This window comes from Bacillus sp. M13(2017) (assembly GCF_002218325.1).
Lineage (GTDB): Bacteria > Bacillota > Bacilli > Bacillales > Bacillaceae_G > Bacillus_A > Bacillus_A thuringiensis_K.
In genome coordinates, this window is sequence record NZ_KZ268509.1 from 61,031 (window position 1) to 79,850 (window position 18,820).

Genomic DNA, 18,820 nt, shown 5'->3' on the forward strand with positions numbered 1-18,820 from the left:
TAAGTAAATTATATTTTTAAAGTAACATAGATACAAGTACGCACATTTATGTGGTATAGTATCAAAAAAGATACTATTGATAAGGGAAGGGATTTATTATGGATTGTCCAAACGAAAATAATATAAATTACCCATTTTTAAACAAATATTCTTGTCCAGTTGAAGCGATGGTTGAGGTTATTGGTGGAAAATGGAAAGGTGTTATTTTGTATCATTTATTAGATGGGAAAAAGAGGTTTAATGAATTAAAAAGATTAAAACCTAATATCACACAAAGAATGTTAACACTTCAGCTTAGAGAACTTGAAGCAGATGGCATCATACATCGCGAAGTATACCGTGAAGTGCCGCCAAAAGTAGAATATTCATTAACTGAGCTTGGGGAATCTCTTCGTCCAGTAATTCTATTAATGATGGAATGGGCAACCCATAATATGGAGAAAGTCTTGGAGAGTAGGAATACGAAAAATAATAATTAAGAGTTGAAATTGGTATAGACGAGATATGTGAAATCGTTGTAGAAATAAAAGGTGTTTTCCATATGTGAAGACACCTTTTATTTTCATGTTTTTTACTTTTTAACATCAACTGCTGAAATTGCGAAGTCATTCAAGTTTACAGTTTTGCCATACCAATCAGCGTGTTTAAAAACGACACCTTTTCCATATCCTTCAGTTGAAGTATGTTCCCATAGCGTTGTTGAATAGCTAGCAGTAGGGGATGCTGTACTTATGGAAGAAATTCTATTTTGCCAACTAGGAGGCAAATTTTTAAAACCGCTGCTATGAGAAAAATACTCGCCACCTTTATTTGCATGTTCATAGAAGTCTGTACTATTAGGTCCGCTCCCGCCAACCCCAAGGGGAGTAATTGTATTATTCAATCTTTGTTTATCTTTTTCAATAAAAGACTTTAAACTTTCTTTGCTCGAAAATCCATAAGATAACCAGTCTCCATTTTGATTTTGTTTCGGTAGTACTAACGTTATTTTTATGTCTTCCTTTAATGGCGCACTCAATTTGTTAAACGAATCTACAGTCTTTTCATCTACAGTTACATATTCAAAAGAGGTAATCGAATAATCCTTTTCGGTACTAGCTGATACTAATCCCACTCCTCCAGTTAACGATGAAACAGTTAATAATGCACCTGCTATCAACTTTTTAAGCATGGATTCATCTCCTTAAAACTTAGATTTTTTTCATAACTAAAATGTATGTTAATTTGAATGTATTATAAATATTTAGAAATTTATAAAGATTAAACAGAATATTCTTTTATTAGCCTGGAGTAAGGAAAGTAATTAAAAATGAAAAAAGGTTTACTTAAAAAGTAAATCCTTTTTGCTGACCTATTTCAAAACTCTATGAATTGAAGTTTTATTTTACCCAGCTATGAATTATACACTTCTTTTGTATTCGTAGAAACCGCATCTAATAAAAGTAAAATGGCTGCTATCATATGTAGAACGAGGTCTATATAAGGGGAAAAGGCAACTAGAGTAACGATAATACCGATATAATGAGGGCACGTATTCATGTCTACTTTTTTAGCTAATAAAAAAGTAGTGATATGTAAAGCAATCAATAGTAGTAAAAGTATCCCATCTAAGTTAACAAGTTCCTGAAATAAATAATAACAAGGAAGTAATAAAAGATGAGAGATCCCTGTGGTCCACTTTAGTGCTTGTATGTAGACTTTCAAAATAATTCCTCCTAAAATAATTAATATCTGTATATCACCAAAAATAATAGGTAATTGGATATTATATATTTTTAGTTTTAAGTAGCTTGTAATTATTTTATGTAAACTAATTATTGATTATCTATAAAATAGGAAAGCCACCCAAACGAGGGTGGTTTGTATTATAAATAACTACTTAAAGAAGAAAGGGAGACCTTCACTTCACTACCTTCTTTCATATCTCTTAGCATAATGGTTTCTGTACTAAGTTCTCCTTCACCAATAATAAGCACAAAAGGGATATTCTCTTTATTGGCATAATTAAGGGCACGTTTTAATTTGCGTCCTGCTAGTTCTAGTTCGATTTTTAATGAAGTAGTGGTGCGTAATTGCTGGGCAATTTGTAAGCATTGTAACTCTGTCCCGAGTGGGATGATAAATAGATCCGCTGTAGATGGGGTTGTTTCTTTCTGCGATAGTGCTGTATAAATAACGTCTAAACCGAATGAAATACCGACTGTTGGATAGTTCATATTATCACCACGGAATGCTCCGATAATGTTATCGTAACGGCCGCCGCTACCGATGCTGGATGTAATCGATCCATCTTTTAAAAAGATTTCATATACGGTGCCAGTATACATTGTGAGTCCTCTTGCTAAAAACGGATTGAATATCGTATTTTCATTTATTCTGAGAGCGATTAAATATTGCTGTAATTGTTGCAATTCGTTTACTCCATCGGCAACGAGTTGGTTATTGAAAGCTTCTTTAAAGTCGGCAATTGAAAGTTTTAGACAAGATAATACGGTATTACATATCGTATCAGCCATTTCTTCAGAAATTTCGCGTTCTAATACATCTTTTCGTACACCATCAATCCCAATCTTTTCGATTTTATCTAATGATAAAATGACGTCACTCGTTAACTCAGTAGGGATGTTAATGAACTCGAGAATACCGTTTAACAATTTTCGGTTATTATATTGGATCGTTACTTCTAAGTTTAATGTTCGGAACAGCTCAAACGCCATGCTCATGAGTTCCGCTTCAGCCATGACTGATTCTACACCGACTATATCAACGTCGCATTGTATAAATTCACGAAATCTTCCTTGTTTAATTGGCCCATCTCGAAATACTTTCCCAATTTCATAACGTTTAAACGGAAGGCGGATATTCTGATTCATTGCCACAACTTTTGCGAATGGAATAGTTAAATCGTATCGTAACGCAAGGTCACGTTTTCCTTGATCCTCAAGTTTATATATTTCTTTTAATATTTCATCGCCACCACCGTACTTGTAAGACATAAGCTCATACATATTTAACGTTGGTGTCTCTAACGGCTTGCATCCGTATCGTTCAAACGTATCTTCACAAGCCCTTTTAATTTTATTTCGCAGCACTTGCTCCTCTGGTAAATAGTCTTTCGTTCCTTTTACATTTCTCATTTCCATCATAATCACTCCTTTTTTAAATTAAAAAAAGCTATGCAGGTATAAAAATACCCACATAGCTTTATGAACGCTTCGTGGGTCAACAGGAAAAGCCCTGTACCCACGAAGAAAAATTTTTCTTCGGATACACGGCGTTACGTATGATGATGAAGTTGGAAAGAAGTATTAAAATTTCTCATTACAAATCTCTCCTTAACATAAGTTTTTCCAAATTATATCAGATGATTTTTCAATTATCAATATTTTTAGTTTTGAAAAATACGTGAAGTTATGTAGGAGAAATGGAAAAGGGTGTATAATAAAAGCAAAATTAATGTTATGAAATGACTTTTTAAGGAGAAACCCATGAAAAAAGATAAAACAAATGCGATGCGAATATTAGATAAAGAGAAAATTGAATATTCGATGATGTCATATGATCCAGGTGATGGGAAAATTGATGGCGTATCAGTAGCCGAGAAAATTGGAAGAGAAGTGAAAGAAGTATATAAAACGTTAATCGCTCAAGGGAATAGTAAAAATTATCATGTGTTTATCATCCCGGTAGATGAGGAACTAAATTTAAAAGCTGCGGCAAAATCAGTAAGTGAAAAAAAGATTGAAATGATTCCTGTTAAAGATATTACGAAAGTGTCAGGGTATATTCGCGGTGGTTGTTCGCCAGTCGGAATGAAAAAGCTATTTTCTACATGTATCGATGAAAGCGCCCAATCACTTGAAACGATGATAGTAAGCGGCGGGAAAATCGGTATACAAATTGAGCTTAAAGTTGATGACTTGGTGAAAGTGACGAGAGCGCAGTTTGGTGAGATAACGAAATAAATAGTAAGACTTGAAGGGATATAGAATCCTTTTACAAATGGGAATGAAAAAAGGGATGTGTGAGACACATTCTTTTTTTATTTGTAGAGAAAAGAATTCATATTAGCATCGGATTTTTAATTTCTATATTAAATTTTATATATTTGAGCACAGTTTTCTTTAAATGCTTTTGAACAAATTATCAAATATGTATTATTGCATAAATAAATTACAATTTATAAGTTAATATTAAACTACTTTTAAATTGTAAAGAATATTTTAATAATCTTTATAAGAGAAGGATATTCCTTGTAAAAAGTGAAATTGTTTGGAATGTGAATAAACAAAAAGTTTAGAAGTGATACAGACTGGATAGAGTCTTGTATTAAATAAACAGAAAAGGGGTATGGGTTTCTAAAAGGTTTCGGGGGTTAGAAAGCGCTTTTTAGTTAATAGCTTCAAATTATATTTTAAAGGGGAATGGGTATATGAAGTTTCGAAATACAAAGATTGCTATGATTACACTATCTTCATTTTTTATTTTAGGTTCTGCATCTCTATCATTCACAGATACTATACACGGTGAAGTAGCTCCTGCATCAGCACAAGAGATTATTGTAAAAAGTTATGACGATACATATTATAATAACGCAATAGGAAAAACGGGCTTAGAATTAAAGAAGGAACTGCATAATATTATTGATAATCATACAAAGTTATCATACAGTGCGGTTTGGGAAGCGCTAAGAGATACTGATGAAGATCCAAATAATAAAAATAATGTGATACTCTTATATACTGGTCGTTCGCAAGGGAAGCTTACGAATGGATCAGGAGTAAATAACTGGAACCGTGAGCATGTTTGGGCAAAATCTCACGGTGACTTTGGAACGACTGCAGGACCTGGAACAGATCTACATCATTTAAGAGCGACGGATGTATCTGTAAATAGTTCACGTGGAAATCTGGATTTTGATAACGGTGGTGTAAATCATTCTGAAGCGACAGAATGTAAATATGATAGTGATTCTTGGGAACCTCGTGATAGTGTAAAAGGAGATATTGCTAGAATGCTGTTTTATATGGCTGTTCGTTACGAGGGGGACAACGGCGAAATAGATTTAGAACTAAATGAAAAAGTGAATAACAATAAAGATGCATACATGGGGAAACTATCTGTTTTATTAAAATGGAATGAACAAGACCCGGTCGATGATTTAGAGCGAAAGCGTAATGAAGTGATTTTTACAAAATATCAACATAACCGCAATCCTTTTATTGATCATCCTGAATGGGTAAATAAAATTTGGAACTAAGATTTTTAAAGGTATTATATTTTGATAAAAGGGATTGATCATTATGATCAATCCCTTCTTATATGTTTACTAGAATAAATGATTTTTATAGGATTGAAGAGGAGAATAGGATAGATATTTTATCAAGTTAAGTATATATGGGTATTTTAGTACGGTCCCCACTCAATATTCACCCCAACAATAAGAAAAACAAGTCCAATGATAAACCAAATGAATGCAAGTGGAGCCATGAATCGAATCCATTTGCCGTAAGAAATGCCGCTTGCTGCGAGAACGCCCATTAAAACACCGGAAGTTGGATTTAAGCAGTTGACTACACCTTCTCCAAGCATAACAGCCTGTACTGTAACTTGGCGTGTAATGTGCATGAAATCAGCTAATGGAGCTAATATCGGAATAAAAATAACCGATTCTCCTGTCCCGGATGAAATAAGGAAATGTAATGCGGCACTACTCACATACATGCCGATAACACCAAATACAGGGCTTTGTCCTTCGAGAGCTTGTGCGAGTTGGTTAACAATTGTATCAAGCAATTTTCCTTGTTCTAAAATGACTGAAATACAACGAGCCATTCCAACGATTAAAGCACCGTATATGAGATTTTGGCAACCTGCTAGAAAAGTAGAAGCGATATCGTTTGCTTTCATACCACCTATTATTCCCGCTGTAATTGCTATGAAAATAAAAGTAGCAGTCATTTCTGCGTCCGTCCAATGTAGACGAAAAGCGCCTATTAAAAATGCAATTAATGATAAAGCTGAAACGATTAAAATTAATTTATGACGTATCGTCCAAGGAACTTCTTTTTTCTCTGTTTCTTTTTCGCTTGAAAGAGCGTTACTTGGAAACCAGTTATCGCCAAGAATGCTTCCTTTATTCGATTTTTTCAAGCGCTTTACATACCAATTTATATAAAGGATAGTGGCAAGTAAAAAAGATATATAGATTGCGGTGCGTAAACCAATTCCGGAAAACATCGGAAGTTCTGCAATCTTTTGTGAAATACCTAAAGGTGAGGGAGATAAAATAGTAGCATTAAAGCCAGCATAAGTACCTAAATAAATAATTGCTACACCGACGATAGCGTCCCATTTTAATGTGCGTGCAACGATGATGCCGATGGGGATAAAACCGATAACTGAATTAACGATAATGCCAGTCGTTCCAAGAATAGAAAAAAGTGCGGCAACTATACAAATGAAAAGTAATTGCTGATTACGAAATTTGTTAATAACATGATAGATTAAACCGTCAAGGGCACCTGTTTTTTCAAGAATTGCAATAGCCCCGCCCGTAAATAAAATTAGAAAGATAATAGGAGCAGCAAGTGTCATTCCTTTTTCAATAGCGGTAAAAAAAGAAACAAATCCTACGGGTGATTGCGGAACAGAATGGTAGCTACCTGGTATTGTTGTTGTAACGGTCCCGTTTGTAACCCTTTTAAATTCTCCAGCAGGAACGAAATACGTAGCAATGGCGCAAAGTAAGGCAATAAAAAATAGTAGTACGTAAGCATCAGGCATTTTAAACTTTTGTTTACTAGATTGTTTTTTTGTCTCAGTTTGTATTTGCATAAAATCCCTCCTTCTTCACTTGGTTAATTTTTAATATTCTGAATTTAATCCGTGGAATAGATTATAATAAAGGTAGCTTCTTAAGGCAATAGTTTTTGTATCCTTTCCCGTACATACAAATTATTGCAATATTAGACAGGGAAACGAAAATAAGCCCAGAATATGTTATGTAGAAAGAAAAAGGAAAAGAGGGAACAAGATGTGGAAAACTACAGATCTATGTGATGAATTTGAAAAGGAATTACAAATATGTCGCCAGTCTTTTCAATCTTTTGGGAAGAAAGAACAATTCCACGGAAAAATTGCAACTGTAAAAGTGAAAGATGATAATGTACTAGTGAAGGAAGGATTGCAAACATTACCAGAAGAAACAGTATTAGTTGTTGATGGCGGAGCGTCTACTAACTGTGCGTTACTCGGTGATAATTTGGCAGCTATTGCGGAAGAAAGAAAGCTAGCAGGAATTATTGTGAATGGGTATGTTCGTGATTCTAGTGAACTAAAGAATATTAATATTGGTATTTTAGCGTTAGGAACGATGCCAAATAGAAGTGTGAAAGAAGGAAAAGGAGAACGGAATATTTCATTGCACTTTGGACAAGTGGATTGGAATCCAAATGAATATGTCTATGCGGATGAAGATGGCGTCATTATTAGTGAAAGGAGTTTACATAGTTAAGAGTTAATAAGTTATTATTCTTAGAAAATAAATCCGATAAAGCATGGACAAAATTCTTTGTCAATAGTAAAATAATACAGAAATTTAAAATTTACAGAATGTATAGGTTTATCGTTTTACGATAACTTAAATGGAAGTAAGTTGTGCCGAGAAAAGTGAATGTTATCACAATGATACGTTCATAAACAAAATTATTTTTCCTATACAAATATAGCCGCGAATAATGCGGGTAGGAGGTGTTGTACATTTTTGTTCGACACTTACAAAAAGAGAGTGTCAATCGCACGCCCTTGAAGGGCCTTTTTTTGTGTAAATGGTAGTAAGGGAGGAAATTTTGGGATGGCAATGTTGAAAAAGTGGCTGCTTACGTCGTTAATGGCAGTGACACTTGTATTTGTTTCTTTTGCGAATACAGTACATATTACGTTTGCTGAAGAAAATACAGCAAAACTTGCAATTATTGGGGAATCACAAAAAGGCATTATGTTATGTCCGAAAGAAGAGCAAATTAAAGATGGGGAAACAGCTTTAAGTTTGCTGCAAAAGGTCATGGGGGACAAGGTAGAATCTGAAACGATGTCGTTTGGAACATATGTAAAAGGCATCGATGGCTTAATGGCCGGGGCTACAAGTGGTTGGACATACGATGTAAATGATACATCTGCACAAGTTGGGGCAGATAGTTATAAATTAGAGTCTGGTGATGTTGTTGTATTCCGTTTTGTTTCAGACTGGAGCAATATGAGCCAGGAAACATTGAAAGAAACGTTAGATAAGTTCGGGACTTGTAAAACAGAAGAACCTAACGGTGGCAAAACAGAAGAACCAAAATCAGAAGGTCAAGATGATAAAACGCCAGATGGGAAAAACCAAGGCGACCAAGACGGTAAAACGCCAGATGGGAAAAATCAAGGTGACCAAGACGGTGAAAAACCAGATGGAAAAAACCAAGGTGACCAAGACGGTAAAACGCCAGATGAGAAAAACCAAGGTGATCAAGACGGTAAAACGCCAGATGGGAAAAAAACAGAACAACCACAGCAAGAGAACATTCAAGATCCAAGTGCACAATTAAACGAAGCCATTTCTAAAACATCAGATAAGATGTTACAAGATGGAATTGAAAGTGACTGGGTAGCTGTAGCGCTTTCTCGTTCTGGAAAGAATGTGCCAATTGAGGCAAAATTAAATTATGTTAAGTCAGTAACTGAAAAAGTAGAAAAGCGCATTAATCGTTTTTCAGCGACAGATTTAGCTAGAACAATTATTATGATGAATGCAATGAGTGCAGACCCTAAAAATGTAGGTGGACATAATTTAGTTCAAAAATTGTATGAGTCAGATAAAGTGAATTCTGTTACAGGTTATGCATTTGCTTTACTTGCATTTGATACGAAGAAGTATGAGATTCCAGTTGAATCAAAATGGAACAGAGTTGCTCTAGTGGAAGCACTGTTAAATAATCAGCATACAGACGGTGGATGGACTTATAATAGTTCAGGTAGTAAAGATAGTGCTAGTAGTGTTGATGTAACAGGTATGGTTTTATCAGCATTAGCTCCTTATCAAGAGCGATCAGATGTGAAACCAGCTATACAAAAAGCTGTTGCGTATTTATATAACGAACAGCTGCAAAATGGCGGTTTTTCAGCTGATGGACAAGAAAATTCAAATAGTACTGCGCAAGCAATTATTGGATTATCGCTTGTTAAAGATGTAGATCAAAATCGTCTTCATAAGGCAATGCAAAACCTATTATCATATCAACTTTCAAATGGTGAATTTAAATGGTTACCAAGTGATCAAAATGGTAACGGAATGGCTACAGAACAGGCTCTTTTAGCATTACTTCAATTTAAGGAAATGGGAAAATCTATTTATGATTGGTCTAATGTAGACGCTGGTAATGTAATTAAGCCAAAACCGATTGAAGAGCCAGAAAAGGTCGTTGAACAAGAAAATAATGTAGTAGAAAAAGAAGTTATTGAAGAACCGAAAGAACAAAAACAAGTACAACAAGAAACAAAAGATGAAAATCTAAAAGTAGTTGTAGATAACGAACCGGTTAAGAATAAAAAAATCGGAAACGATAACAGTCTACCAAAAACAGGAGCATCTTCTCATAGTGCAGCAACAGAAGTAGGTATGGGTGTATTATGTATTGCTTCTGCATATGTATTATGGAGACGTAAAGCAGCTTAACAAAAAATTAGGAGCAATTATTTGCTCCTAATTTTCGTATGAAAGGTGAGAGATAGGATGAGTAAGGTGAAATGGTTCATTTCTTTACTGCTTTCGCTCGGGCTACTTGCCGGATGTGAAGAGGCAGCTGTAAAGCCTGAGAAGAAGGTAGAACCGAAGCAAGAAGAGGTAGCGAAACAAGAAGAACAAAAAGATGAAGCGAAGCCGGAAGAAAAAACAGAAGAAAAGCAAGCTGAATCAGAGCAAAAGCAGCAAGAAGAGCAGAAAGAGAAACAAGAACAAAAAGTAGAAGAGAAGCCGAAAGAGGAAAAGCCGCAGGCACAACCAGAGGTAAAGAAAGAAGAGAAACAACAGGAACAACCGAAAGAACAGCCGGCTGTAAATAAGCAACCAGAGCAGCAACCAGCACAAGAAGAGAAACAACAACCGAAAGCACCAGAAGTAAAAGAAGAAGCAAAGGTTGTGAATCAGCCGAAAGAAACACCGAAGCAGGAGCAAAAAGTTGATCCGAATAAAGCGGAGAAAACGATACCGACTCCGGCAGTACCAAAACCTGAACCACCAAAACCAGATCCAGTACCAGTACCGAAACCGCAAGCAAAACAAGTAACAATCTCGGTAAAAGGAAATAACGGATATATAATGGGTGCGAAAAAGATGGATGTACAAGAAGGCGATACAGTGTATAAAGTATTGCAACGTACAGGATTAGATGTTGATGCAAGCGGATCTAGAGATAGTATTTATGTAAAAGGTATTAATGATTTATATGAAAAAGATATTTCGGATACTAGTGGTTGGAAATATCGTGTGAACGGTGCTTTTCCAAACCATAGTGCTGGTGTAGCTGCGGTAAAACCAGGCGATACAATTGAGTGGGTATACGTATTACAATAAGAAAGGCATTCGGTAAAGGGCTATGAAAATAAGTTTTTCTTCTTTACATCCTTTTGTGAATTTTTTCTATTATATCGGGGTGATGATACTATGTATGATGTGTCTTCATCCTCTTTTTTTAATTGGAGCAATAGTATTAATTATTATGTTAAATGTGATGCAAGGAAATAGCGAAAAGATAAGAAAGATGCTACCGAGCACAATTGTTTTCTTTTTGATGGTAATTTTATTTAATTCGTTATTAACGCATAGAGGCCGAACGACGTTATTTTGGTTAGGTGATAGCCGTATTAAGCTTGAGGCGATTATGTTTGGAATAGTAATGGGGTTATTACTAGTTGCAGTTATGTTTACGTTTGCGTCATACAATGATATTATTTCCAGTCATAAATTTTTATATTTGTTTTCAAGAATTTCACCGAAAGTTGCATTGTTAACGATGATTACAGTGAGATTTGTTCCTTTGTTTATAAGGCGATTAAAGAAAATCACACTCGTTCAAAAGACGAAAGGTGTGCAGGTAGATTCAGGTTCGATAATTGAACGCGTCAAAAATGGTATGCAATTGCTGCAAGTATTATTAATTTGTTCGTTAGAAGATGCACTGCAAACGGCAGATTCTATGCAGGCTCGTGGATTTGGTGTAACGAAGCGTACGACGTATATTCGCTATAGAATGGAAAGGCGCGATTGGTATACGCTCAGTTATTTAATCATTTTATTTATAGCTGCTATTGTATGTAGTAATTACGGCGGAGGGAAATTGATTATTTATCCGAAAGTCGAATCGATTCTATTTCAGCAATACGATGGGATGATGTTTGTCGTATTTACGATGTTTATTAGTTTACCAATCATAATGGAAGGGAGAGAATGGATATGGTGGCGCATGCAGAAATAAACAATTTATCATTTGTATATGCTGATAAAAATGAAAAAGCGTTACAGCATATTTCTCTTTCTGTTCAAAAAGGTGAGTTTATTGCACTTGCTGGAGGATCGGGATCTGGGAAGACGACGTTATTAAAACATTTTAAAAAGGAGTTACTTCCAATTGGTACGCGTTCTGGAGAGATATTTTATGAGGGTGTTTTAATAGAGGAAGTAGCTGATTTGTTATCTGCCCAAGAAATTGGGATGGTATTTCAAAACCCAGAAAACCAGATCGTTATGGATACAGTGATTCAAGAATTAGCATTTTCTTTAGAAAATATCGGATTACCATCACATATTATTCAAAAAAGAATAGCAGAGCTTATTAGCTTTTTAGGATTTCAAGATTTATTGCATCAATCTGTTCACACGTTATCTGGTGGGCAAAAGCAACTTGTTAATTTAGCTGCGGTATTAGTTATGCAGCCGAAATTGCTATTATTAGATGAACCGACAGCGCAGTTAGATCCAATCGCTGCAAAAGAGTTTTTAGGATTATTAAAACGGATTAATGAAGAACTTGGAATTACGATTATTTTAAGTGAACATCGTTTAGATGAAGTTATCCCGCTTGCAACACGCGTTGTTTGTATGGATAATGGCCGTATTATGTATGATGGTAGTCCTAAATTTGTTATTACGGATATGTGGGGAGTAGAAACATTCCGTCCATTTATTCCGCAAATTCCAAGGCTATTTTTAGAGTGGAATGTGAGAGATATTCCGTTTACAGTGCGAGAGGCGCAAATGAAAATGAATGATTTTGCAGCGATATCATATGGAAATGAGCCAATAGCACAAAGTGAAAAGCAAGAGGTAATTTTAAGCGCAGAGCATATTTCGTTCCAATATGAAAAAAATAGTCCGCTTATTTTACGTGATTTATCAGTTTCGATTGAAAAAGGAAAATGGGTAGCGCTCGTTGGGAAGAACGGTACAGGTAAGTCTACACTGTTAACGATTTTAGCAGGATTACAAAAAGCGAGAAGAGGGAAAGTAAAGTGGAACAGAAAAGTAATACATAAAATTGATTCGAAAGAACGATTTAAAAGTATTGGGTATGTATCGCAGCATCCGTATTATCATTTTACATTTGATACAGTGTGGGAAGAAGTGTATGAACGTGCACGTGAATTATATGGAGAACAAGGAAGAAAAATTGCAGAAGAGATGTTGAAAAAGTTTTGGTTACATGCGCTTAAAGAGCGACATCCGCATGATTGTAGCGGAGGAGAGCAACAATTACTTGCGTTATGTACGACGTTATTATCAAAGCCGACTTTATTATTACTTGATGAACCGACAAAGGGGTTGGATCCATGGAAGAAAGAAAGAGTAGGAGAACTATTTAGGAAGCTGCAAAAAGAAGGAACAACAATTGTAATGGCGACGCATGACATTGAATTTGCAGCGAAATACGTTGATCAATGTATGATGTTATTTGATGGAACAGTCATTATGAATGATGCACCGAAAGAATTTTTTAGCGGCAACTTCTTTTATACAACATCTATTAATCGATTCATTCGAAAAGAATTGCCATATGCATTAACGTGGGAGGATGTGTACGAAGCGTGTCCAAACGATATGTTGCATTCATAATATGTATCTTTGCAGTAATAATCGGCACATTACTTCTTACGACACTTGTCATGGACGGTTATTACATGTTAAGTAGTTTGTTTATATTAGCAGTTATTATGTTACCTTTCTATATCCGTTTTGAAAGAAAGGCGTTTGTTTCACGTGAAATTGTTCTCGTTGCTGTATTAGCGGCAATTGCAGCAGTAAGCCGGGTGCCATTTTCTATTTTACCAAGTGTACAACCAACTTCTTTTGTCATTATCGTTTCTGCAATTGTATTTGGAAGTGAAACTGGTTTTATGATTGGTGCTACAGCAGCAATCGTATCCAATATTTTTTTAGGACAAGGTCCATGGACACCGTGGCAAATGTTTTCGTGGGGTATGATTGGTTTTATAGCAGGTCTACTTCGTAATACATTTTTTATGAAAAAGCTATGGGGAAGACTTCTTTACGGAGTAATTGTTGGCTTTTTATTTGGCTGGATTATGAATTTCTGGGGCCTTCTCGGTTTTATACGAGAAGCAACGTGGGAAACTGTCATTTCGTATTATATCGCAAGTTTTTACTTTGATTTGAGCCATGCGATTTCGAATGTTATTTTCTTATTACTATTTAGTACTTCATGGATTACGATTCTTACAAGATTTAAAAAGAAATACGGTATATTAGATGAGCATAACGTGACATAGAAAAGCATACTCATATAAGGTAGGGTCGCGACTTACATATTCGTTTGCCTCTTTCATGCTTCTTACATATTGTAAGGAGCATTTTTTTGTCAAAAAATTGATTTAATATGCATCCGTTATTATATAAAATTATTTGTATAATGGTAGGTGAGAACTTTTTTCAAAAGTGAGGTGTATAGTTAATGAAGTTAGTTATTCCGAAGCAACATGGTGCATGGGCCATGCTTGTTATTCCTTTTTTATTAAGTGTCATACTTGGGAAACCTACTATTTATCATATTCCATTGTTTTTAGCGTGGTTTTTTATCTATTTAGCCACGTATCCATTTCTTACGTACATAAAGCAAAGACGAAAAAAAGAGTTTTTACAAGCTGCCATTGTTTATTTCAGCATTGCGTTCCTATTTGGGATGATTTCTTTATTATATGAGTGGCGAATTCTTTTATTCTTAATAGTAATGATTCCATTATTTATAGTGAATATGTATTACGCCCGTCAAAAAAATGAAAGAGCACTATTAAATGATATTTGTGCAATCATTGTGTTTTGTATCGGTGGGTTAATTAGTTATTACTTTTCAATGAAGCAAATCGATCATACAGCTTTATTCATTGCACTTATTTCATTTTTATACTTTTTAGGTAGTACGTTTTATGTGAAAACGATGATTCGTGAAAAAAATAACCCGAAGTATCGTCTTATATCTTGGGGATATCATATCTTATTAACGATAATTGTATTTGCGATTAATCCGTGGTGTTCTCTTATTTTTATACCAAGTGTCATTCGAGCAATTGTGTTGTATGGCAAAAAAATTTCTATTATAAAAGTAGGAATTTTAGAAATTGCTAATTCTGTATATTTTTTAATCATAACGGCAATAATTATGAAGTATGCCATTTGAAAAAACTTCCCATCAATTGATGGGAAGTTTTTAATCTTTTTCTAAAATGTGAACGGTGTACTCGCAACGTTGAATAGCTTGTTCAACAGCATAAAGTGATTGTTCAATACGAGCGCGATTAAAATCTTTTTCAACTGTTTCGAGCGCTTCTTCTAAACAATTTTTAGCTTCTTGTAATGATTGAAAAGAATCTTGTACATATCCGCGAGCATTTTGATGCATTTCATAATCCTCCTTGCATGTTCGTATATGGGTAGTATGAACAGTAAGGAAGAAAATATAATTTGTTATATTTATTATATTTGTTTGACAATTAAAGTGGAATTACGTATAGTAAGAATTAAGTGAATATTTTCTTATCCAGAGAGGTGGAGGGACTGGCCCGATGAAACCCAGCAACCGCGATGCAGGTGCTAATTCCAGCAGAACATATTTGTTCTGGGAGATAAGACGAAGATATATACGTAACTTCTTCTTATCGGAGAGGTTTTTTTATTGCAAAAAAACCGATTACGAAAATTTATATTAAGAAGAAAGGGGTTGCGCATTACTGTGACACTCGAAAAATACGTAAAACTGCGTAGTACAGTTTATGAATATATGATAGAGCAAGATAAGCCGATATCATTATTAGATATTCAAGAACATATCGTTTCGCATCATGAAGGAAAATTCACGAAAAAGATGTTGCATCAATTTTATTTATCAAGATTATTAGACGAACTAAAACTGGATGGGAAAATTACATTAGCTGATGAATATCTCTATGCTGAAAAAGGGGTATTGTATAAGGCGAGAAAAGGGAGCTAAGCTCTCTTTTTTTCTTAAAATAACGGAGTATGTAGAGTAAAAGACTGCTAAAGCAGCCTGATACAGGGAATGGTGTTGAGTGTGTAGTGTCAAAAATTGAATGTGCCTGAAAGAGGCAATTCATATCGGCTGCAAATGAAAAGAGACACCTTCGCCGAATAGGTGTCAGTCATTTTGTCATATAGACTTGCTATTTGACAGTTATTAGAATAACATGCAGGGGCTCTAGAAGTCAAAAGGGAATTAAAGGAAGAGGTGTTGTTATGTATGCTTATTTAATAAAAGAACTATATAGGCATATTCCGAAATATATTATTGATAGAGGATATAAATATTATGAAGATGGACATGTAGAAGATGTTGAAGTACATGATAATAAAGTATTTGCTTTTGTGAATGGTAATGCAGGAAATTATGAAGTCGTTATCGACCTCAAAGATTTTTCAGAAAGTAACTGTGAGTGTCCCTATGAAAATTATTGTAAACATATGGCGGCAGTTGTTTATGATATTCAAGGCACTGGTGAGAGTGCAGTTAAAGAGAAACTGAAAGATTTAGAAAAGGAAGAGTTACTTACTGTATTAAACCGTTTATTACAAAGTTCGAAAAACGTGCAAATTGTAGAGAAGTTGTTAAAGAAGGGGAAACTTTAACTTATAGAGGGAGTTGTTATGTAGTGAATGTACTAATTGTATACGCTCATCCTAATCCTTCAAGTTTTAACGCGGCGATTTTAAATCATGTGCAAAAAGGACTACAGGAAACAAATCATTCAGTTACCGTACTTGATTTATACAAAGAACAATTTGATCCAGTCCTCGTATTTCATGAAGAGAAGAAAAGACGTGATTTAGTAAATGAAGAAGAAACAGCTCGGTACAGAACGTTAGTAGAAGAAGCAGATACACTTTTATTCATCTATCCAATATGGTGGTGGGGGATGCCAGCAATTTTAAAAGGATTTATCGATCGTATTTTCGTAGCTGGATTTGCTTATAAATATGAAGGGGTTCTGCCGAAAGGATTATTGCAAGGGAAAAAAGCGTGGGTTATTAATACGTTAGACTCGCCTCTATGGTACGTCGCATTGTTATATCGATCAGCAGATTGGATTATGATGAAGAGAGGTGTTTTACGTTTTTGTGGCATTCGCGATATAAAACGGTCAGTGTTTCAATCTGTGAAAACGAGTAAAGTATCAAAGCGTGAAAAATGGTTATTACAAATAGAAGAAAAGGCTCGTACATTATGAATGAAGTCGACCGTATTATAAACTGTGTTCAGTATGATGGCGAACTTTTTCGGAAGTATGTTACGCGTTTACTTCAATTGAAAAAATGCAGCGATACATTTCAACAAATTCAAATTGAGTTAAGAAATGACTACTTGATAAGAGGAATTTGTGAAAGAGAAGTTGATGAGGTAGTACGGGGAAGTAAAGAATATGAAATGCATTTTTTTCCTAAAGTATTACAGTGGAATTTTTTGAGGGAAAATCCATATCTAATTGAAAAAGTGTGTGAAGATTTTTTTGCGTTTGAGGCATTACATCTTAAGGACGTAGAGTGGAATACAGTTATAAATTGCATGGGAAATAAATGATTTATTATGTAAAAAAACTAGTATAAAACTAGCTTTTCGTTTAAATAAATAAGAAGTATAGACTAAATGATAAAACCCGCATATAGTAAGTTCACAACACAAAATCCCATAATGTCACGAGCACCTAAACCAGCTATCGCTAATGCTGGTAATGCCCAGAAAGGTTGAAAGGAACGGTATTTGAATATTGATCTAGTTGATTAATATGCAGCAAGTGCAAAAGGATTTTATTTTCTTTTGTGGAATGTTATTTATATTTACCTTATTAAAATTTAGAAAGGAGAATATTTATGAAACATTCCTTAATGGAGACAAATTCAGAACCAGAAAAGAAAGAATCGTTGCTTACACGATGTGCAAATATATTTTCGAGATGGTCTCAGAAATATGTCCCGGATGCCTTTGTTATTGCAGTGCTGCTCACTTTATTTACTTTTATTATAGCTTTGTTGATGAATCCCTCAAATCCGTACAAAATCGTAAAATCTTGGGGGGATGGGTTTTGGACTTATTTAACGTTTACAATGCAAATGGTATTGCTAATGGTTACAGGGATGACGTTAGCTTCTGTCCCGTTTATTAATAGAGCCTTGCAGTCTGTTGCAAAGTTAGCCGATACACCTCAAAAGGCCTATACGATGACATTTTTGATCAGTGCAATTGCATACTATATCAATTGGGGTCTAGCCGTAGTTGTGGGAGCTATCATTGCAAAGGAAGTAGCAAAAAAGAATGCGAATGCACATTTTCCATTACTTGTAGCAGCTGCTTATGCTCCGACAGCCTTATATAGCGCAGGTCTCTCCAGTTCTATTGGCCTGACAATTGCCACAAAGGATCATTTTCTTGTAGATATGATTGGAATTATTCCTACCTCACAAACAATCTTTAGTTACTCTACTTTAATTATTTTTTTCACTCTATTCATCACGATGCCAATTATTATTGTACTTATGGCTCCTAAAAGTGGGATTATCAGCTATAAAGCAATCGAAACTGATACAAATTCTTTTGTAAAACCTCCTCAAAAAAGTTTAACTCCTGCGGAAAAACTGGAATGGACACCAGTTTTAGGAATAATATTAGGCGCAATCGGCACGTTGTATTGTGTTTATGAATTCATGAACGGTCATAGTTTAGATTTAAATATCATTAATTTGTTTTTCTTGTCACTTGGTTTGCTCCTACATGGTTCTCTTGGTAACTTTGCACAAGGATTCAAAGAATCTGCGCAATCCATTTCTCCAATTATCTTACAGTTTCCATTTTATGCAGGGATTATTGCTGTTTTAGGTAGTTCAGGTTTGGGAAGCTCAATCATTGAATGGATGGCATCCATTGCGTCAAAGGATACATTTGATATATTTACATATTGGTCAGCCGGGTTGGTAAACTTATTGGCGCCATCTGGCGGGGGGCAATGGGCTTTACAAGGACCACTGCAGGTCCCGGCAGGATTGAAGTTAGGTGTAGATCCGGCTACTATCGCTATGGCGGTAGGTTGGGGGGACGCATGGACAAATTTGATTCAGCCGTTCTGGGCATTACCTCTTTTAGGTGTGCTGGGATTGAAAATTAAAGACATTATGGGTTATTGTTTCATTCTTTGCATTTGGGTTGGCATAGTTACAAGTTTATTGATGTTATTTGTATATTAGCTTTAATAGGAATGCCAATAC

20 protein-coding genes, 1 pseudogene and 1 riboswitch are annotated in these 18,820 nt (G+C 35.0%); of the genes and pseudogenes, 15 read left to right on the plus strand and 6 right to left on the minus strand.

The genetic code is table 11. From position 1 onward, the window contains the following. The first annotated feature begins 98 nt into the window (after nucleotides 1-98). Nucleotides 99-479: a winged helix-turn-helix transcriptional regulator gene (locus CGQ22_RS20780; protein WP_000340573.1), complete on the plus strand. Its 381-nt coding sequence runs from the start codon at nucleotides 99-101 to the stop codon at nucleotides 477-479. A gap of 92 nt (nucleotides 480-571) precedes the next feature. Here CGQ22_RS20780 and CGQ22_RS20785 read toward each other — a convergent pair whose 3' ends face one another. From CGQ22_RS20785 to CGQ22_RS20795, 3 genes are all read right to left on the minus strand, one after another. Next, a complete protein-coding gene (locus tag CGQ22_RS20785) occupies nucleotides 572-1,171 on the minus strand; it encodes a hypothetical protein (protein WP_000914247.1) in 600 nt (199 codons plus the stop codon). A gap of 221 nt (nucleotides 1,172-1,392) precedes the next feature. Then, the gene (locus CGQ22_RS20790; RefSeq protein ID WP_089149239.1) at nucleotides 1,393-1,704 is read right to left on the minus strand and encodes a hypothetical protein; all 312 of its coding nucleotides are present in this window, start codon (nucleotides 1,702-1,704) and stop codon (nucleotides 1,393-1,395) included. A 161-nt stretch (nucleotides 1,705-1,865) separates the two neighbouring features. Then, a complete protein-coding gene (locus tag CGQ22_RS20795) occupies nucleotides 1,866-3,143 on the minus strand; it encodes a histidine--tRNA ligase (protein ID WP_089149240.1) in 1,278 nt (425 codons plus the stop codon). 345 nt (nucleotides 3,144-3,488) lie between these two features. Between CGQ22_RS20795 and ybaK the strand changes: the two genes are divergently transcribed. Beyond that, a complete protein-coding gene (ybaK, locus tag CGQ22_RS20800) occupies nucleotides 3,489-3,965 on the plus strand; it encodes a Cys-tRNA(Pro) deacylase (protein WP_089149241.1) in 477 nt (158 codons plus the stop codon). A gap of 467 nt (nucleotides 3,966-4,432) precedes the next feature. Further along, a complete protein-coding gene (locus CGQ22_RS20805; protein ID WP_000672179.1) occupies nucleotides 4,433-5,260 on the plus strand; it encodes an endonuclease I family protein in 828 nt (275 codons plus the stop codon). Nucleotides 5,261-5,406: 146 nt separating this feature from the next. Here CGQ22_RS20805 and CGQ22_RS20810 read toward each other — a convergent pair whose 3' ends face one another. Continuing rightward, complete coding sequence (locus CGQ22_RS20810) at nucleotides 5,407-6,837, minus strand: YfcC family protein (RefSeq protein ID WP_061884407.1); 1,431 nt, start codon at nucleotides 6,835-6,837, stop codon at nucleotides 5,407-5,409. A 199-nt stretch (nucleotides 6,838-7,036) separates the two neighbouring features. Between CGQ22_RS20810 and rraA the strand changes: the two genes are divergently transcribed. From rraA to CGQ22_RS20845, 7 genes are all read left to right on the plus strand, one after another. Continuing rightward, nucleotides 7,037-7,516 (plus strand): ribonuclease E activity regulator RraA, encoded by a 480-nt coding sequence (gene rraA / locus CGQ22_RS20815; protein ID WP_061884406.1) that lies wholly within the window; start codon nucleotides 7,037-7,039, stop codon nucleotides 7,514-7,516. A 339-nt stretch (nucleotides 7,517-7,855) separates the two neighbouring features. Next, complete coding sequence (locus CGQ22_RS20820; protein WP_089149242.1) at nucleotides 7,856-9,718, plus strand: DUF4430 domain-containing protein; 1,863 nt, start codon at nucleotides 7,856-7,858, stop codon at nucleotides 9,716-9,718. Between the two features lie 57 nt (nucleotides 9,719-9,775). Then, a complete protein-coding gene (locus tag CGQ22_RS20825) occupies nucleotides 9,776-10,615 on the plus strand; it encodes a DUF4430 domain-containing protein (RefSeq protein ID WP_089149243.1) in 840 nt (279 codons plus the stop codon). Between the two features lie 22 nt (nucleotides 10,616-10,637). Further along, complete coding sequence (locus CGQ22_RS20830; protein ID WP_089149244.1) at nucleotides 10,638-11,516, plus strand: energy-coupling factor transporter transmembrane component T; 879 nt, start codon at nucleotides 10,638-10,640, stop codon at nucleotides 11,514-11,516. Next, the gene (locus CGQ22_RS20835; protein ID WP_139032777.1) at nucleotides 11,489-13,150 is read left to right on the plus strand and encodes an ABC transporter ATP-binding protein; all 1,662 of its coding nucleotides are present in this window, start codon (nucleotides 11,489-11,491) and stop codon (nucleotides 13,148-13,150) included. Before CGQ22_RS20830 ends, CGQ22_RS20835 begins: the two co-directional genes overlap by 28 nt. Beyond that, nucleotides 13,123-13,824, plus strand: coding sequence for an ECF transporter S component (locus CGQ22_RS20840; RefSeq protein WP_000044907.1), 702 nt, complete (start codon nucleotides 13,123-13,125; stop codon nucleotides 13,822-13,824). The genes CGQ22_RS20835 and CGQ22_RS20840 overlap by 28 nt, the downstream gene beginning before the upstream one ends. 182 nt (nucleotides 13,825-14,006) lie before the next feature. Further along, nucleotides 14,007-14,729 (plus strand): YwiC-like family protein, encoded by a 723-nt coding sequence (locus CGQ22_RS20845; RefSeq protein WP_000779977.1) that lies wholly within the window; start codon nucleotides 14,007-14,009, stop codon nucleotides 14,727-14,729. 30 nt (nucleotides 14,730-14,759) lie between these two features. On the opposite strand, the gene CGQ22_RS20850 is transcribed toward CGQ22_RS20845, so the two are convergent. Continuing rightward, a complete protein-coding gene (locus CGQ22_RS20850; protein ID WP_000554032.1) occupies nucleotides 14,760-14,951 on the minus strand; it encodes a hypothetical protein in 192 nt (63 codons plus the stop codon). A gap of 131 nt (nucleotides 14,952-15,082) precedes the next feature. Then, nucleotides 15,083-15,181, plus strand: a riboswitch (SAM riboswitch). A gap of 100 nt (nucleotides 15,182-15,281) precedes the next feature. Between CGQ22_RS20850 and CGQ22_RS20855 the strand changes: the two genes are divergently transcribed. The 4 genes from CGQ22_RS20855 to CGQ22_RS20870 all read left to right on the plus strand — a co-directional run bounded on the left by CGQ22_RS20855 (nucleotide 15,282) and on the right by CGQ22_RS20870 (nucleotide 17,141). Beyond that, a complete protein-coding gene (locus CGQ22_RS20855) occupies nucleotides 15,282-15,539 on the plus strand; it encodes a hypothetical protein (protein ID WP_000171476.1) in 258 nt (85 codons plus the stop codon). Nucleotides 15,540-15,802: 263 nt separating this feature from the next. Then, complete coding sequence (locus tag CGQ22_RS20860) at nucleotides 15,803-16,192, plus strand: SWIM zinc finger family protein (protein ID WP_061884401.1); 390 nt, start codon at nucleotides 15,803-15,805, stop codon at nucleotides 16,190-16,192. A gap of 23 nt (nucleotides 16,193-16,215) precedes the next feature. Further along, nucleotides 16,216-16,791 carry an NAD(P)H-dependent oxidoreductase gene (locus tag CGQ22_RS20865; protein WP_001101654.1) on the plus strand — a complete coding sequence of 192 codons (576 nt, stop codon included), beginning with the start codon at nucleotides 16,216-16,218 and terminating at the stop codon, nucleotides 16,789-16,791. Continuing rightward, nucleotides 16,788-17,141 (plus strand): group-specific protein, encoded by a 354-nt coding sequence (locus CGQ22_RS20870; RefSeq protein ID WP_139032776.1) that lies wholly within the window; start codon nucleotides 16,788-16,790, stop codon nucleotides 17,139-17,141. The genes CGQ22_RS20865 and CGQ22_RS20870 overlap by 4 nt, the downstream gene beginning before the upstream one ends. Before the next feature lie 40 nt (nucleotides 17,142-17,181). Here the strand turns inward: CGQ22_RS20870 and CGQ22_RS20875 are convergent. Beyond that, nucleotides 17,182-17,308 (minus strand): annotated as a pseudogene (locus CGQ22_RS20875) (TIGR00366 family protein); the annotation flags it as partial. A gap of 123 nt (nucleotides 17,309-17,431) precedes the next feature. Between CGQ22_RS20875 and CGQ22_RS20880 the strand changes: the two are divergent. Then, nucleotides 17,432-18,799, plus strand: coding sequence for a short-chain fatty acid transporter (locus CGQ22_RS20880; RefSeq protein ID WP_000682890.1), 1,368 nt, complete (start codon nucleotides 17,432-17,434; stop codon nucleotides 18,797-18,799). Nucleotides 18,800-18,820: the final 21 nt, after the last annotated feature.

Excerpts from the sequence above, each read along its gene's own strand:
- CGQ22_RS20805 (WP_000672179.1), top strand. The coding sequence starts at position 4,433 with ATGAAGTTTCGAAATACAAAGATTGCTATGATTACACTATCTTCATTT.
- CGQ22_RS20795 (WP_089149240.1), bottom strand. The coding sequence starts at position 3,143 with ATGGAAATGAGAAATGTAAAAGGAACGAAAGACTATTTACCAGAGGAG.
- CGQ22_RS20825 (WP_089149243.1), top strand. The coding sequence starts at position 9,776 with ATGAGTAAGGTGAAATGGTTCATTTCTTTACTGCTTTCGCTCGGGCTA.
- CGQ22_RS20845 (WP_000779977.1), top strand. The coding sequence starts at position 14,007 with ATGAAGTTAGTTATTCCGAAGCAACATGGTGCATGGGCCATGCTTGTT.
- rraA (WP_061884406.1), top strand. The coding sequence starts at position 7,037 with ATGTGGAAAACTACAGATCTATGTGATGAATTTGAAAAGGAATTACAA.
- CGQ22_RS20880 (WP_000682890.1), top strand. The coding sequence starts at position 17,432 with ATGAAACATTCCTTAATGGAGACAAATTCAGAACCAGAAAAGAAAGAA.
- CGQ22_RS20820 (WP_089149242.1), top strand. The coding sequence starts at position 7,856 with ATGGCAATGTTGAAAAAGTGGCTGCTTACGTCGTTAATGGCAGTGACA.
- ybaK (WP_089149241.1), top strand. The coding sequence starts at position 3,489 with ATGAAAAAAGATAAAACAAATGCGATGCGAATATTAGATAAAGAGAAA.
- CGQ22_RS20810 (WP_061884407.1), bottom strand. The coding sequence starts at position 6,837 with ATGCAAATACAAACTGAGACAAAAAAACAATCTAGTAAACAAAAGTTT.
- CGQ22_RS20860 (WP_061884401.1), top strand. The coding sequence starts at position 15,803 with ATGTATGCTTATTTAATAAAAGAACTATATAGGCATATTCCGAAATAT.
- CGQ22_RS20830 (WP_089149244.1), top strand. The coding sequence starts at position 10,638 with ATGAAAATAAGTTTTTCTTCTTTACATCCTTTTGTGAATTTTTTCTAT.
- CGQ22_RS20870 (WP_139032776.1), top strand. The coding sequence starts at position 16,788 with ATGAATGAAGTCGACCGTATTATAAACTGTGTTCAGTATGATGGCGAA.
- CGQ22_RS20780 (WP_000340573.1), top strand. The coding sequence starts at position 99 with ATGGATTGTCCAAACGAAAATAATATAAATTACCCATTTTTAAACAAA.
- CGQ22_RS20785 (WP_000914247.1), bottom strand. The coding sequence starts at position 1,171 with ATGCTTAAAAAGTTGATAGCAGGTGCATTATTAACTGTTTCATCGTTA.
- CGQ22_RS20850 (WP_000554032.1), bottom strand. The coding sequence starts at position 14,951 with ATGCATCAAAATGCTCGCGGATATGTACAAGATTCTTTTCAATCATTA.
- CGQ22_RS20835 (WP_139032777.1), top strand. The coding sequence starts at position 11,489 with ATGGATATGGTGGCGCATGCAGAAATAAACAATTTATCATTTGTATAT.